The sequence below is a fragment of the Geodermatophilus sp. SYSU D00696 genome, assembly GCF_054050235.1.
Genome location: NZ_JBJGYY010000005.1, coordinates 64297 through 79086, shown reverse-complemented (window position 1 = coordinate 79086; position 14790 = coordinate 64297). Strand labels below are relative to the sequence as shown.

Sequence of the window (14790 nt, the reverse complement as noted above, 5' to 3'; positions counted from 1 at the left end):
ACATTCCTGCGCCGTGGACGTGCGGATTGCTTCCTATGCCTCACCGATCGAAGTGGGGTCCGTCAGCTGACGCGAAGCTGTGCGAGCCGCATCCGGTAGACCTCGAGGACCCTCCGCCGGACCCGGTCGGGGTCACGACGGACGTCGGCGTAGGTGAACCGGAGGACGACCCATCCGTGCGCGGCCAGTGCCGTGTCCCGCGCCAGGTCCCTGCGTCGGTCCTCGGGTGAGGTGTGGTGGCGAGCTCCGTCGAGTTCCACGGCCAGCTTGACCTCCGGCCACGCGCGGTCGAGCCGGATGCTGCCGTCCGGCAGTGCCAGGCGGTACTGCCCGGTGCTCCGCGGCAGGGACCGGTGACGGAAGACGCCGAGGACGCCCAGCGCCTCCAGTTCGCTCTCGCATCCGTCGTGCACGAGGTCGATGGCCTGCGCCAGCGTCCTGCGGCCACCGACGTTCGGGCGTTCCGCCAGTGCCTCGATCAACCCCGCCGCGGTCACGAGCCGCCGCCGAGCCGCGTCCAGCACGAGTGGGCGACGTTCGTCGGCAGGCAACAGCGGCCACGAGTCGACCAGTGAGCGCGCCAGTTCGGTGACGGGGATCCCGCGCCGGACGACGCACTGCGGGGGCTCGGCCCGGAAGCGCAGGCGCCGGTGGACGACGAGGTCCTGACTCCCGGCTCGGCGGACGGCCTGGTCCACGGTCAGGTGCACGGGACGGCGGAGCTCCGAGAGGCCCCACACCGCCAGCGCAGACGTGTGGCTCACGGCGGCACCGGGACCCGCATGGCGTACCGCGGCACGGAGGAGCAGGTGGTCGTCCATCTGGTGACCGCGCGCGGCATAGACGTGCGGGAAGACCCGGCTCAGCGTCCGTCGTCCGATGAAGCCGTCCAGCACCGTTGCCGGCACGTACGCGAGCAGTTCCTGACGGCTGGCCACGCCGCCGTGCTCGGTGAGGACCTCGTTGATGCGCTCCCGCCACTGCATGCGGGGACGGTGCCGGGGCAGCGCAGGCCATGAGGCTGTCTCGTTGTATCTGTGGACAGGAGGCGCTCGTCCACACGCGGTTTGCCTGCCGCGAGGCATTGGAGGCTATGCGCACGTCGGGGCGTCGAAAACGTGCGGAGAGCTTCCAATGCCTCGACACTCGCCTCTACAGCCAGCCGTTGCGCTTGAAGCCGCGGTAGAGCAGGACGCACGTCGTCACGATCACCAGCAGCACCACCGGGTAGCCCCACCGCCACTGCAGCTCGGGCATGAACTCGAAGTTCATCCCGTAGATGCCGGCGATCGCGGTCGGCACCGCGATGATCCCGGCCCACGCGCTGATCTTGCGCATGTCCTCGTTGTCGGCCATCGAGGTCCGGGCGAGCGAGGCCTGCAGGATCGACGACAGCAGCTCGTCGAGGCCGCCGAGCTGGTCGCGCACCCGGATGGCGTGGTCCTGCACGTCGCGGAAGTAGGAGCGCATCGAGTCCGGGACGACGTCGACCGGGCGCTCGGCGAGCTTCGCCAGCGGCACCTCCAGCGGCGACACCGCCCGCCGCAGCGACATCAGCTCCCGCTTGAGCTGGTAGAGCCGGCCGATGTCGTCGGTGCGCTCCGGGCTGAACACCGACGCCTCGAGCTCGTCGACGTCGTCCTGCGCCGCCCCCACGACGTCGACGAAGGCGTCGACGACGAGGTCGGCGACGGCGTACAGGACCGCGGACGAGCCCAGGCAGAGGAGCTCGCGCTGCTCCTCCAGCCGGTGCCGCAGGTCGCCCAGGCCGCCGTGCTCGCCGTGCCGCACGGTGATCACGTAGTGGCGGCCGAGGAAGACCATCACCTCACCGGTGTCGACCACCTCGCTGCTCGCGGTCAGCTGCTCGTGCTCCACGTAGGTCGCCGTCTTGAGCACCATGAACAGGTCGTCGTCGTAGCGCTCCAGCTTGGGCCGCTGGTGGGCCTCGACGGCGTCCTCGACCGCCAGCGGGTGCAGCCCGTAGCGCTCGGCGATCCGCCCGAGCTCGGCCGCGGTCGGCTCGAACAGGCCCAGCCACACGAAGCCACCTCGCTCGGTGGCGGCGGCCAGCGCCTCGTCCGGGTCGACCGGCGGCTGCCGGTGCCCGTCGACGTAGACGGCACAGTCGACGACGGCCGGGACCCCGTCGGGGCGGGTGGCGGCGGCACGCGGCGTCCCGGCGGGCCGCGGCCGGGTGGTGGGCAGCGGCGGCGCCGGCGGCGTCGCCGGACGTGGGTCGGCCACGGGCGCACCTCCCTCCCATCCCGCCCGCCACGACGGGCAGGAGAAGCGTAGGCGTGCGGGCTCGCGCACCCCGCGCCACGCTCGCCGGAGGACCGGTGACGCACCGAACCGCAGGGGGACGCCGTGGCCGAGACCTCGCGACGGATCAAGTCCGTCGAGGGATCCATCCGCGACACCGACGAGCCCGAGCACCGGCTCCGGAAGAACCTCTCGGGACTCGACCTCGCCGTCTTCGAGGTCGGCGTCATCATCGGCACCGGCATCTTCGTGCTCACCGGCGTCGTGGCGCGCAACCAGCAGGACGACGGCCAGACCCGGCCCGACCTGCCCCGGTCCTTCCGGGTGCCGCTGGTGCCGCTGCTGCCGATCGCGTCGGCGCTCGGCTGCCTGTGGCTCATGGCCAACCTGTGACCCCCCGGAGGGGTGAGGGCCCCTCCGCCCGTCCTGCAGCACCCGCCCCCGCGGGACGACCTGACCGGTGACCGACGTCCCCCGGCCAGGAGCGCAACCCGTGGCGACCAGCATCCTCGACGCCCCCCTCCCGACCCGTGCGGTGCCGCGCGCCGCGCGGTGGCCGGCGGCCGTCCTGCTGCTGGCGGCGGTGTCCGGCCTGGAGGCCGTCGCGCTGCTCGCCGGGGGCCTCACCGGTCTCGACGGCCTGGTGACGGCCCCGCGGCCCTCGGGCGCGCTCGTCGCCGCCGTCCTGGGCGGGCTGGCCGGCTGGGTCGTGCTGTGCGCCGGGGGCGGGCTGGCCGTCGTCGACGGCTCCGGGCGCCGCCTGGCGACCGGCGTCGCCTTCGCCGAGGTGGTGCTCGTCCTCGTGCTCGCCGTCGCCGGCCCGCGGACGCTGCCGGCCGGCGACCTGCCGACGACGCTGCCGCTGCCGGCACTGGCGCTGCTCGCGCTCGCCGTCCCGGTGGGCAAGCTGCTGCTGCTGACCGCGCCCACGACACGGGCCTGGGCGGCGGCGGCCCCGCCGCGCGGCCGGCCGGCGCCGGTGGCCCACCCGCGGGTGCGGCTGGTCACCGTCGCGCTCATAGGCGTCGCCCTGGGCGCCCTCGCGCTGGGCGCCCCGGCGGGCGGCGAGCGGCCGTCGACGGCCGCGGTCTCCGGTCGCTGACCGGACCGCCCGGCGGCGCTCACTACGCTCGGCGGTGTGAGTGACCGGCACATCCTGACCGCCGTGGCGTGGCCGTACGCCAACGGACCTCGGCACATCGGCCACGTCTCCGGCTTCGGCGTCCCCTCCGACGTCTTCAGCCGCTACCACCGGATGGCCGGTGACCGGGTGCTCATGGTCAGCGGCACCGACGAGCACGGGACGCCGATCACCGTCGCCGCCGACGCCGAGGGGGTGTCGCCGCGGGAGATCGCCGATCGCAACAACCGCATCATCGTCGGCGACCTGCAGGCGCTGGGCCTGTCCTACGACCTGTTCACCCGCACCACCACGGTCAACCACGCGCAGGTCAGCCAGGAGATCTTCCTCGGCCTGCTCAAGAACGGGTACGTCTTCCCGCAGACGACGCTGGGCGCCATCAGCCCGAGCACCGGCCGCACGCTGCCCGACCGCTACATCGAGGGCACCTGCCCCATCTGCGGCTACGACGGCGCCCGCGGCGACCAGTGCGACAACTGCGGCAACCAGCTCGACCCCACCGACCTGATCAACCCGGTGAGCCGGATCAACGGCGAGACGCCGCGGTTCGTCGAGAGCGAGCACTACTTCCTCGACCTGCCGGCCTTCACCCGGGCCCTGGGCGACTGGCTGGGCACCCGGACGAGCTGGCGGCCCAACGTCCTCAACTTCAGCCGCAACCTGCTGGAGGACCTCAAGCCGCGCAGCTACACCCGCGACATCGACTGGGGCGTGCCGATCCCGCTCGACGGCTGGCGCGACCGGCCCGACAAGCGCATCTACGTGTGGTTCGACGCCGTCGTCGGCTACCTGTCGGCCTCCATCGAGTGGGCCCGCCGCTCCGGCGACCCCGAGGCGTGGCGGCAGTGGTGGCAGACGCCGGACTCCGACGCCTACTACTTCATGGGCAAGGACAACATCGTCTTCCACGCCGAGATCTGGCCCGCGCAGCTGCTCGGGTACGACGGCGAGGGCGACCGCGGCGGCACGCCGGGCTCGCTGGGCCGGCTCAACCTGCCCACCGAGGTGGTCTCCAGCGAGTTCCTCACCATGGAGGGCCGCAAGTTCTCCTCCTCGCGACAGGTGGTCATCTACGTCCGCGACTTCCTGGCCCGCTACGACGCCGACGCGCTGCGGTACTTCATCGCCGTCGCCGGGCCCGAGACGCAGGACACCGACTTCACCTGGGCGGAGTTCAAGCGCCGCAACAACGACGAGCTGGTCGCCGGCTGGGGCAACCTGGTCAACCGCACGGTGTCGCTGGCGGCGAAGAACGTCGGCGCCGTCCCCACGCCGGGCGACCTGACCGACGCCGACCGCGCCCTGCTGGGCGCCACCCGCGACGCGTTCGGCCCGATCGGGGAGCTGCTCGCCCGCAACCGGCAGAAGGCGGCGGCCACCGAGGCCATGCGGGTGGTCGGCGAGGCCAACAAGTACCTGTCCGACCAGGCGCCGTGGAAGCTCAAGGAGGACCCGGCCCGCCGCGACACCGTGCTGCACACCGCGCTGCAGGCGGTCAGCGACTGCAACGCGCTGCTCACCCCGTTCCTCCCGCACTCGGCGCAGAAGGTGCACGAGCTGCTCGGCGGCACCGGCGTGTGGTCGCCGGCGCCGCGCATCGAGGAGGTCACCGACCTCGACGACGGCTCGCCCTACCCCGTCATCACCGGCGACTACGCCGACGCGCAGGCGGTGTGGGCCTCGCGCCCGCTGGCCGCGGGGACGCCGCTGGCGCCGCCCACGCCGGTGTTCCGCAAGCTCGACGAGTCGATCGTCGAGGAGGAGCTGCGCCGGCTCGAGGACGGCGAGTGAGCGCGGTCCCGGTGCACGTCCGCAGACGTGCACCGAGCACGTCCGCGGACGTGCACGCGTGAGCCGGTCGGCCGCGTCCCGGGCGAACCGGCGGGGCGAGCCGCCGCCGTCCCCGGAGCCGCTGCCGGCGCCGGCGGTCGACTCCCACACCCACCTCGACATCGTCCTGGGCGGCTTCCGCACCGACGAGCCCGCCGACGACGCCGCCGTCGACGCCGAGATCGACGCCGCGGCCGCGGTCGGGGTCCCGCGGCTGGTGCAGGTCGGCGTCGACGTGCCCTCCTCGCGGTGGTCGGCTGAGCTGGCCGCCCGGCACGGCAACGTGCTCGCCGCCGTCGCCGTCCACCCCAACGAGGCCGGTGCCGGCGCCGCCGACGACGACGCCCTGGCCGAGATCGACCGGCTCGCCGCGCTGCCGCGGGTGCGCGCGGTGGGGGAGACCGGCCTCGACCGGTACCGCACCGGGCCCGAGGGCTGGGCGGCGCAGGAGGCGTCGTTCCGCGCGCACATCCGGATCGCGAAGGCGCGCGGCGTGGCCCTGGTCGTCCACGACCGCGACGCCCACGAGGAGATCCTGCGCGTCCTGGACGACGAGGGCGCTCCCGAGCACACGGTGTTCCACTGCTTCTCCGGCGACGCCGCCTTCGCGCGGGCCTGCGTCGAGCGCGGCCACGTGCTGTCCTTCGCCGGCACGCTGACCTTCGGCAACGCCGGTTACCTGCGCGAGGCCGCGGCGCTCACCCCGCTCGACCAGCTGCTCGTGGAGACCGACTCGCCGTTCCTCACCCCGGTGCCGCACCGCGGCCGGCCCAACGGCTCGCGGCTGGTGCCGCACACCGTGCGGGCGCTGGCCGAGGTCACCGGGGTCGAGCTCGCGCAGTTGGGCGACAGCCTCACCCGCACCGCCGAGCGGGTCTTCGGGAGCTGGTAGCACCGGCGGGACCGGCTGGGCCCCGAGGCGAGGCACACTGTCTGCGTGGGCCGCCTCATCGCCGTCGTCCTCTTCATCGCCGTCCTCGTGCCCGGCGTGCTGCTGGCGCGGGCGTGGGCACTGGCCGCCGGCCGCCGCGCGGTCGCCGCGGCCGCGATCGGCTTCTCCACGCCCACGCCCGAGGGCCTGGCCACCCTGCAGCGGCAGGCGCAGCACGGGCGCCGGGTGCGGCGGGTCGGCCTGCTGCTGGGGCTGGTCGCCGTCGTCGCCAGCATCGTGGTGTTCGCGGAGGCGTCGGTCTTCCTCTGGCTGCCCGCCCTGGTCGTCGGCCTGCTCGCGGGCGTGGTGCTCGCCGAGGCCACCCGCCCGCGCCCGCGCTGGCGGCTGTCCGAGCCCGCCCGTCGGCCGCGGCGCAGCGAGCAGGTCTCGCTGTGGCTGCTGTGGACCATGCGCGCCGTCGTCGTCGCCGAGATCGCGGTCGCCGCGTACATGTGGCAGCGCGGCGAGCTGTCCGACCCGGTCGGCTGGACCGCCGTCGTCGTCCCGCTCGTGGCCTGGTTGCTGGCCGAGACCGCGCTGCTGCGGGTCCTGCTCCGGCCGCTGCCGGCCGACGGCGCCGACGTGCCGGTCGACGAGGCGCTGCGCACCTGGACCGCGCACCTGGTGACCGCGGCGACCAGCGTGCTGGCCCTGCTGCCGCTGGGCACCCTCCTGCTGGCCGGCGGCATCGACCTGGGCGACCGGGTGACCGAGCGGGTCGACCTGGTGCCCGTGGCCCTGGTGGCCGGCGGGTTCGCCGGGATCGCCGCCGGGCTCGCCGTCGCCGGGTTCCTGCTCACCTGGCTGCGGCCCGTCCGGGTCGACGAGCGCGCCCTGGCCGGCTGAACCCCATTCTCGTGCCCCGTCACGGCACCGATCACCCCGTGACGTCGATCACCGGCTGACCCCGTCGGAACCACTCGTCACAGTCGTCCCACGCGGCGCGTCCGTGACGGTCCGTGTCGGCGCGGCTCCGTGTCGACGTGTCGTCCCCCTGGTTCACTCCGTGCGCACCGTTGCTAGACGTGGCGCACTCGTTAACGTGGCGTGACTGACAGCCGGGGTGGGATCGCCGGACGGCGTCCGCACGGTCCCGGGAGCCCCGCGCTGTCGGCTGCCGCTCGGGTGTGCGACCCCCTGCCCGGTCCCCCGACCCCGTGGAAGTGTCGTGCCCCGAACGCTGAAGCTCGCCCTCTTCGCCCTGGTCCTGACCGGACTGGTGGGCGGCTCGATCGCCTGGTTCGCCGCGCAGAAGTCGCTGACCCTCACCGTCGACGGGCAGGCCCGCGAGGTCCGCACGTACGCCGACACCGTGGGCGAGGTGCTGGCGGAGGAGGGCCTGGAGACGCAGGCGCACGACGTCGTCCTCCCCGCGGCCGAGGCCGAGGTCGTCGACGGCGACACCGTCGTGGTCAACCGCGCCCGCCCGCTGCAGCTCACCGTCGACGGGGTCAGCAGCGAGGTCTACGTGACCGCGCTGTCGGTCGACGAGGCGCTCGAGCAGCTCGGCTACCGGGCCGAGGGGATGGTCCTGTCGGCCAGCCGCAGCGAGCGGCTCCCGCTCGACGGCATGGCGCTGTCGATCACCACGCCGAAGGACGTCACGCTGGTCGTCGACGGCGCCTCCCGCGTGGTCACCACCACGGCCGCCACCGCCGGCGACCTGCTGGCCGAGCAGGGCGTCGTGCTCGGCGAGCACGACCGCACCAGCCTGTACCCGACCCAGCCGCTGCTGGGCGCCATGCGGCTGCAGGTCTTCCGCGTGCAGGTCACCGAGCAGGTCGTCACCAGCCCCGTGCGGCACGGGACGGTCGAGACCGAGGACCCGGAGGCCCTCGAGGGCGAGGAGACCGTCATCCAGGAGGGCGTGGACGGCGAGCAGGCGACCACCTTCCGCGTCACCGTCGTCGACGGCGTGGAGACCTCCCGCGAGCAGCTGGCCACCAGCGTGACCGTCCCGCCGGTCGACGAGCTGGTCACCGTCGGGACCAAGGAGCGGCCGGCGCCCTCGGGATCGGTCCCGGCCACCGCCGACGGGCTCAACTGGGCGGCGCTGGCGCAGTGCGAGTCCGGCGGCCGGGTGAACGCCGTCAGCTCCACGGGCAAGTACCGTGGCCTCTACCAGTTCTCGACGGCCACCTGGGCGTCGGTCGGCGGCACCGGCGACCCCGCGGCCGCCTCGGCGGAGGAGCAGACACTGCGGGCCCAGATGCTCTACGCGCGCTCCGGTGCCGGCCAGTGGCCGCACTGCGGCTCCCGGCTGTTCAGCTGAGCTCTCCCGAGCAGGCCCCCGGGCTGCTGGGCCCGGCCGTCATCCGCGACCTGGCCCAGCAGCTCGACCTGCGCCCGACGAAGACCCTCGGGCAGAACTTCCTGCACGACGCCAACACCATCCGGCGGATCGTGCGCACGGCGGAGCTGCGCCCCGACGACGTCGTCCTCGAGGTCGGTCCCGGTCTCGGGTCGCTGACCCTGGGCCTGCTGCCGGCCGCCGCGGCCGTCACCGCCGTGGAGATCGACCCCCGGCTGGCCGCCCGGCTGCCGGTCACCGTGGCCGAGCGGCAGCCGGACCTGGCCGGCCGGCTGACCGTCGTCGAGGCCGACGCGCTGCGGGTGCGCGAGCTGCCCGGACCCCCGCCGACGGCGCTGGTGGCGAACCTGCCGTACAACGTGGCCGTGCCCGTGTTGCTGCACCTGCTGGAACTGCTGCCCTCCCTGCGGCGAGCGCTGGTCCTCGTGCAGGCCGAGGTCGCCGAGCGGCTGGCAGCCCCGCCCGGCAGTCCCGCCTACGGCGTGCCCTCGGTCAAGGCCGCCTGGTACGGCACCGCCCGCCGCGCCGGCACCATCGGCCGCCGGGTGTTCTGGCCCGAGCCCAACGTCGACTCCGGTCTGGTCGCCCTCGACCGGCACGAGCCGCCGCCGGGCGACCGCGCCGCGACCTTCGCCGTCGTCGACGCCGCGTTCGCCATGCGCCGCAAGGGCCTGCGGGCCGCCCTCGCCGGCTGGGCCGGGAGCCCGGCCGCCGCCGAGGCGCGGCTGCGGGCCGCCGGCATCGACCCGGCCACCCGCGGGGAACGGCTGTCGGTGGCCGACTTCGCGCGGCTGGCGGCGACCGCGCCGTGACCCGGTCGTCGTGAGCCGGTCGTCATGAGCTGGTCGTCGCCCGGCGGGGCCGGGCACAGCCGGGGCGACGGCGCGGTCACCGCGCACGCGCCGGCCAAGGTCAACGTCTCCCTCGCCGTCGGCCCGCTGCGCGAGGACGGCTTCCACGCCCTGCAGACGGTCTACCTGGCCGTCTCGCTGCTCGACACGGTCACCGTGCGGCGCGCGGGCGGGCTGTCGGTGACGGTGACCGGAGAGGGGGCCGGGGGGCCCGACCCCGTGCCCACCGACCGGCGCAACCTCGTCTGGCAGGCCGCCGAACTGCTCGCCGAGCACACCGGCGTGGCCGCCGACGCCGCCATCGAGGTGCACAAGGCGATCCCGGCCGCCGCCGGGCTGGCCGGGGGCAGCGCCGACGCCGCGGCCGCCCTGGTCGCCCTGGACGCGCTGTGGGGCACCCACGCCACCCGCGGCGACCTCGCCGGGCTGGCCGCCCGGCTCGGCAGCGACGTGCCCTTCAGCCTGGCCGGCGGGGTGGCGCTGGGCAGCGGCCGCGGCGAGCAGCTCACGCCGGTGCTGGCCCGCCGGCAGTGGCACTGGGTGCTCGGCATCGCCGCGGGTGGCCTGTCCACCCCCGCCGTCTACGCCGAGCTCGACCGGCTGCGCGCCGCGGGCCGGGTCCCCGACGGCTCCGGGGTGCCCGCCTCCGAGCCGGTGCTCGCCGCCCTGCGCAGCGGCCCGACGCCGGCGCTGGCCGCCGCGCTCGCCAACGACCTGCAGCCCGCGGCCCTCTCGCTGCGCCCGGCGCTGCGACGGGCCCTGCGGGCGGCCACCGACGCGGGAGCGGCGGGCGCGCTGGTCAGTGGCTCCGGGCCCACCGTGGCCGCCCTCGCCGACGACGAGGAGGCCGCGCTGCGGCTGGCCGCCGTGCTCGCGGGGGAGGGCGTGTTCCGCACCGTCCGGGTGGTGCACGGCCCGGTGCCGGGCGCGCGGCTGGTGGGCTGAGCCCGTTCAGGCCCGGCCGGAGCCGGTCGTGCGCAGCGTCGGGTGGGGATCGAGGTGGGCCAGGCCGGAGTAGGCGAGGTCCACCAGCCGGGCGGCGACCTCCTCCTTGCCGGGGGAGCGGTGCTCGAGCCACCACTGGCCCACCAGCGCGACCATGCCGACCAGCGCGGAGCTGTAGAGGCCGGCGAGCTGCGGGTCGTGGCCGCGGCCGGCGAACTGCCCCGCCAGGATGTGCTCGACCCGGCGGGCGAGCTCGCCGAGCAGGGAGGAGTAGGCGCCCGAGCCCGGGGAGTCGCGGGAGAGCACCCGGAAGCCGTCGGTGTCGTCCTCGACGTAGTCCAGCAGCACCAGGGCCGCCCGCTCCAGCAGCGCCCGGGGCCCGCCGCCCCCGGCCAGGGCCGACGTGAACCGGTCGAGCAGCTGCTGCATCTCCCGGTCGACGACGGCGGTGTAGAGGCCCTCCTTGCCGCCGAAGTGCTCGTAGACGACCGGTTTGCTCACTTCCGCGCGGACGGCGAGCTCCTCGATCGAGGTCGCGTCGTAGCCGCGCTCGGCGAACACCGCACGGCCCACCGCGACCAGCTGCTCGCGCCGCTGGGCGCCGCTCATCCGCACCCGTGGCCGGGGCACGGGGTCCCCGGGGGGCACCGGTCGCCCCGCCTGCCCGCTCAGGCCCCGGCGGGCTCGGGCGCCCGCCGCTTCGCGGCCAGGCGCACCGGGTCGGGCCACTTCACCGAGTGCGCCCAGCCCAGCTTCTCGAACAGCCAGATGACCCGGGCGCTGATGTCGATCTGCCCCCGCAGCACGCCGTGGCGGGCGCAGGTGGGGTCGGCGTGGTGCAGGTTGTGCCAGGACTCCCCGGCGCTGAGGATCGCCAGCGGCCAGAAGTTGGTGGCGCGGTCGCGCGAGGCGAAGGGCCGGGCGCCCACCACGTGGCAGACCGAGTTGATCGACCAGGTGACGTGGTGCAGCAGCCCCGTGCGCACCAGCCCGGCCCAGAAGAAGGCGCTCCAGGCACCGATCCAGCTCTGGGTCACCAGGCCGCCGATCGCGGCGGGCAGGGCCAGGCTGAGGAACGCCCACAGGCTGAACAGCCGGCTGGTCACCACCAGGCCGCGGTCCTTGAGCAGGTCGGGGGCGTAGCGGGCGGCGTTGGTCTGCCGCCGGTCGAACAGCCAGCCCAGGTGCGCGTGGAACATCCCCTTGAGCAGCGCCCGGGCGTCGGTGCCGTAGCGCCACGGCGAGTGCGGGTCGCCCTCGCGGTCGGAGAAGGCGTGGTGGCGGCGGTGGTCGGCCACCCACTGCACGACCGGACCCTGGATCGCCATGCAGCCGGTGATCGCCAGCGCGATCCGCAGCGGCCGGCTCGCCTTGAACGACCCGTGGGTGAAGTGGCGGTGGTAGCCCACGGTCACCCCGAGCAGCGGGACGAAGTAGAAGGCCGCGAACAGCGCGACGTCGAGCCAGGACAGGCCCCAGCCCCACACGACCGGCACGACGGCGGCGAGGGCGACGAAGGGCACCACGACGAAGACGTAGAGGACCAGCTGCTCGAGGTGGCCCTTCTCCTTGCCGTAGGCGCCGGCCGGCAGCCCGGCGTCGGGGTCGGCGGGACGGAACGCCGTCGGCCGGGTCAGAGAGGGAGCGGACACGGGCGGGAGCCTCCAGTCGTGGTCCGTCGCGGGTCGCGCGTCTCTCGACGACCGGCGGCTGGCTGGCCGTAACCTACGTGACCGTAGGCACACCCGCCGTCCGAGCCCCGGGGCCCGGGCAGGCCGTGCCTCCGCCCGGCGCGGCCCCTAGGCTCGGGCGGTCGGTGCCGCGCGGGGGCGGCGCCGCGGTGGGGGATGGGGTAATCGGCAGCCCGCCGGCCTTTGGAGCCGGGAGGTCTCGGTTCGAGTCCGAGTCCCCCAGCAGCGTCCCAGCAGCGCCGGTGCGACCGCCGGCGGTCCCACCGTCGGAGGAGATCCGTGAGCCCCCAGCAGGCAGTCGCCGCCGTCGTCGTCCTCGCCGCGGGGCAGGGCACCCGGATGCGGTCGGCCACGCCGAAGGTGCTCCACGAGCTCGGCGGGCGCTCGATGCTCGGCCACGTGCTGGCCGCCGCCGCGCCGCTGGGCGCCGGCACCACCCTGGTGGTCGTCGGGTCGGGCCGCGCGGCCGTCGAGGAGCACCTGGCCGCGGTCGCGCCCGGCGCCCGGGCGGTGCTGCAGGAGGAGCAGCTCGGGTCCGGGCACGCCGCGCGGGTCGCCCTGGACGCCGCCCCCGACCTCGAGGGACCGGTTCTCGTGGTCAACGGCGACGCGCCGCTGCTCACGGCCGGCACGCTGGCGTCGCTGGTGGCGGCGCACACCGCGGCCGGCAGCGTCTTCACCGTGCTCACGGCCGAGGTGGGGGACCCGGCCGGGCTGGGCCGGATCGTCCGGGACGGGCGCGGTGCGCCCCGGGCGATCGTCGAGGAGCGCGACGCCACCGCCGAGCAGCGGGCGATCCGCGAGGTCAACGCGGGGGTCTACGTCGCGAACGCCGCGACCCTGCGGCGGGTGCTCGCCGGCCTGGCCACCGACAACGCGCAGGGCGAGCAGTACCTCACCGACGCGCTGGCCCCGCTGGTCGAGGGCGGGGCGCCGGTCGCCGCCGTCCGCGCCGAGGACCCGGCCGACGTGCTCGGCTGCAACGACCGGGTCGAACTCGCCGCCCGCCGCCGCACCCTCAACGACCGCGTGCTCGACGCGCTGATGCGCTCCGGGGTCACCGTCGTCGACCCGGCCACGACCTGGGTCGACGTCACCGCCACCGTCGCGCCCGACGCCCTGCTCGAGCCGGGGGTGCACCTGCGCGGGACGACGTCGGTGGCCACCGGCGCCGTCGTCGGGCCCGACACCACGCTGGTCGACACCACCGTCGAGGAGGGCGCCGCCGTCGTCCGCTCGCACGTCCTCGGCGCGGTCGTGGGCCCGCGGGCCTCGGTCGGCCCCTTCAGCTACCTGCGGCCGGGGACCCGGCTGGCCGGGGGCGCCAAGGTGGGCGCGTTCGTCGAGACGAAGAACGCGCAGGTGGGCGAGGACTCGAAGGTGCCGCACCTGTCCTACGTCGGCGACGCGACGATCGGGCGCGGCGCCAACATCGGCGCGGCCACGGTCTTCGTCAACTACGACGGCGTGGCCAAGCACCACACGACGATCGGCGACGAGGTGCGCATCGGGTCGGACACGATGCTCGTGGCCCCGGTCACGGTCGGCGACGGCGCCTACACCGCCGCCGGCTCGGTGATCACCGAGGACGTGCCGCCGGGGGCCATGGGTGTGGCGCGGGCCGCGCAGCGCAATGTGGCAGGCTGGGTGCGGCGGCGCCGTCCGGGGACGGCCGCCGCGAGGGCTGCAGCAGCAGCGACGGCCGGAGGCACGGCCGGGAGCCGGGCCGTGGATGACATCCCGGACCGACCGGCGGAGCCCGAAGCGGACCACGAGCGGTAGGGGCACACAGCCGATGAGCGCGATCCGGCAGACCACCAGCAAGAGCCTGATGCTCTTCTCCGGCAGGGCCTACCCGGAGCTGGCGGCGGAGATCGCCGGCCACCTGGGCGTGACGCCGACGCCGACGGCGGCCTACGAGTTTGCCAACGGCGAGCTGTTCGTGCGGTTCGAGGAGTCGGTGCGCGGCTGCGACGCCTTCGTCGTGCAGAGCCACACCGCGCCGATCAACACCTGGCTCATGGAGCAGCTGATCATGGTCGACGCGCTCAAGCGCGCCTCGGCCAAGCGGATCACCGTGGTGGCCCCGTTCTTCCCCTACGCCCGGCAGGACAAGAAGCACCGCGGCCGCGAGCCGATCTCGGCCCGCCTGGTCGCCGACATGTACAAGACCGCCGGTGCCGACCGGCTCATGACCGTCGACCTGCACACCGCCCAGATCCAGGGCTTCTTCGACGGCCCGGTCGACCACCTGTTCGCCCTGGAGCTGCTCAGCGGCCACGTGCAGGACCGGTGGGGCGACCGCGACATCACGGTCGTGTCCCCGGACTCCGGGCGGGTCCGGGTCTCCGAGCGGTGGAGCGACAAGCTGGGCGGTGTCCCGCTGGCCTTCATCCACAAGACCCGCGACCCCATGCGGCCCAACGAGGTGGTCGCCAACCGCGTCGTCGGCGAGGTCGAGGGCCGCGTCTGCATCCTCCTCGACGACATGATCGACACCGGCGGCACGATCGTGAAGGCCGCCGAGACGCTGTTCGAGGCCGGCGCCGCCGACGTCATCGTCTGCGCCACCCACGGGGTGCTGTCCGGCGCCGCCGTCGACCGGCTGAAGAACAGCAAGATCAGCGAGGTCATCGTGACCAACACGCTGCCCATCGAGCCGGCCCGCCAGTTCGACAAGCTCACCGTCCTGTCGATCGCCCCGCTGCTCGCGCGGGCGATCAAGGAGGTCTTCGAGGACGGCTCGGTCACCAGCCTCTTCGGCGGCGCCAGCTGACGGTCCGTGCCGAGCGGGGGCCCGGAGGGCGTCCCGAGGCCGGACGGGG

The 14790-nt window shown here is 74.9% G+C and carries 14 protein-coding genes and 1 tRNA gene; 11 read left to right on the top strand and 4 right to left on the bottom strand.

Features of this window, described 5'->3' with window-relative positions:
• Positions 1–62 precede the first annotated feature (62 nt).
• Together ACI79O_RS05085 and corA are read right to left on the bottom strand one after the other, a co-directional pair.
• Positions 63–986, bottom strand: coding sequence for a DUF559 domain-containing protein (locus ACI79O_RS05085; RefSeq protein ID WP_456887354.1), 924 nt, complete (start codon positions 984–986; stop codon positions 63–65).
• Positions 987–1152: 166 nt separating this feature from the next.
• Positions 1153–2247, bottom strand: a complete 1095-nt coding sequence (corA, locus tag ACI79O_RS05080) for a magnesium/cobalt transporter CorA (RefSeq protein ID WP_456887353.1) — start codon at positions 2245–2247, stop codon at positions 1153–1155.
• A gap of 123 nt (positions 2248–2370) precedes the next feature.
• Between corA and ACI79O_RS05075 the strand changes: the two genes are divergently transcribed.
• The 8 genes from ACI79O_RS05075 (at position 2371) to ACI79O_RS05040 (ending at position 10274) form a co-directional block, all read left to right on the top strand.
• Positions 2371–2658, top strand: a complete 288-nt coding sequence (locus ACI79O_RS05075; protein ID WP_456887352.1) for a hypothetical protein — start codon at positions 2371–2373, stop codon at positions 2656–2658.
• Positions 2659–2758: 100 nt separating this feature from the next.
• On the top strand, positions 2759–3367 hold the full coding sequence (locus ACI79O_RS05070) for a hypothetical protein (RefSeq protein WP_456887351.1): 609 nt from the start codon (positions 2759–2761) through the stop codon (positions 3365–3367).
• 36 nt (positions 3368–3403) lie between these two features.
• Entirely contained in the window at positions 3404–5197 is a 1794-nt protein-coding gene (metG, locus tag ACI79O_RS05065; protein WP_456887350.1) for a methionine--tRNA ligase, read from the top strand.
• A gap of 58 nt (positions 5198–5255) precedes the next feature.
• Positions 5256–6128 (top strand): TatD family hydrolase, encoded by an 873-nt coding sequence (locus ACI79O_RS05060; protein ID WP_456887349.1) that lies wholly within the window; start codon positions 5256–5258, stop codon positions 6126–6128.
• 45 nt (positions 6129–6173) lie between these two features.
• Positions 6174–7013: a hypothetical protein gene (locus tag ACI79O_RS05055; protein ID WP_456887348.1), complete on the top strand. Its 840-nt coding sequence runs from the start codon at positions 6174–6176 to the stop codon at positions 7011–7013.
• Positions 7014–7335: 322 nt separating this feature from the next.
• Entirely contained in the window at positions 7336–8439 is a 1104-nt protein-coding gene (locus ACI79O_RS05050; RefSeq protein ID WP_456887347.1) for a ubiquitin-like domain-containing protein, read from the top strand.
• Complete coding sequence (gene rsmA / locus ACI79O_RS05045; RefSeq protein ID WP_456887346.1) at positions 8406–9290, top strand: 16S rRNA (adenine(1518)-N(6)/adenine(1519)-N(6))-dimethyltransferase RsmA; 885 nt, start codon at positions 8406–8408, stop codon at positions 9288–9290. The genes ACI79O_RS05050 and rsmA overlap by 34 nt, the downstream gene beginning before the upstream one ends.
• Positions 9291–9314: 24 nt before the next feature.
• The gene (locus ACI79O_RS05040) at positions 9315–10274 is read left to right on the top strand and encodes a 4-(cytidine 5'-diphospho)-2-C-methyl-D-erythritol kinase (protein ID WP_456887345.1); all 960 of its coding nucleotides are present in this window, start codon (positions 9315–9317) and stop codon (positions 10272–10274) included.
• 6 nt (positions 10275–10280) lie between these two features.
• Here ACI79O_RS05040 and ACI79O_RS05035 read toward each other — a convergent pair whose 3' ends face one another.
• Entirely contained in the window at positions 10281–10883 is a 603-nt protein-coding gene (locus tag ACI79O_RS05035) for a TetR/AcrR family transcriptional regulator (protein WP_456887344.1), read from the bottom strand.
• Between the two features lie 59 nt (positions 10884–10942).
• A complete protein-coding gene (locus tag ACI79O_RS05030) occupies positions 10943–11926 on the bottom strand; it encodes an acyl-CoA desaturase (protein ID WP_456887343.1) in 984 nt (327 codons plus the stop codon).
• 189 nt (positions 11927–12115) lie between these two features.
• Between ACI79O_RS05030 and ACI79O_RS05025 the strand changes: the two genes are divergently transcribed.
• From ACI79O_RS05025 to ACI79O_RS05015, 3 genes are all read left to right on the top strand, one after another.
• Positions 12116–12188, top strand: a tRNA-Gln gene (locus ACI79O_RS05025).
• A gap of 56 nt (positions 12189–12244) precedes the next feature.
• Entirely contained in the window at positions 12245–13747 is a 1503-nt protein-coding gene (glmU, locus tag ACI79O_RS05020) for a bifunctional UDP-N-acetylglucosamine diphosphorylase/glucosamine-1-phosphate N-acetyltransferase GlmU (protein WP_456913503.1), read from the top strand.
• Between the two features lie 13 nt (positions 13748–13760).
• Complete coding sequence (locus tag ACI79O_RS05015; RefSeq protein WP_456874999.1) at positions 13761–14741, top strand: ribose-phosphate diphosphokinase; 981 nt, start codon at positions 13761–13763, stop codon at positions 14739–14741.
• Positions 14742–14790: the final 49 nt, after the last annotated feature.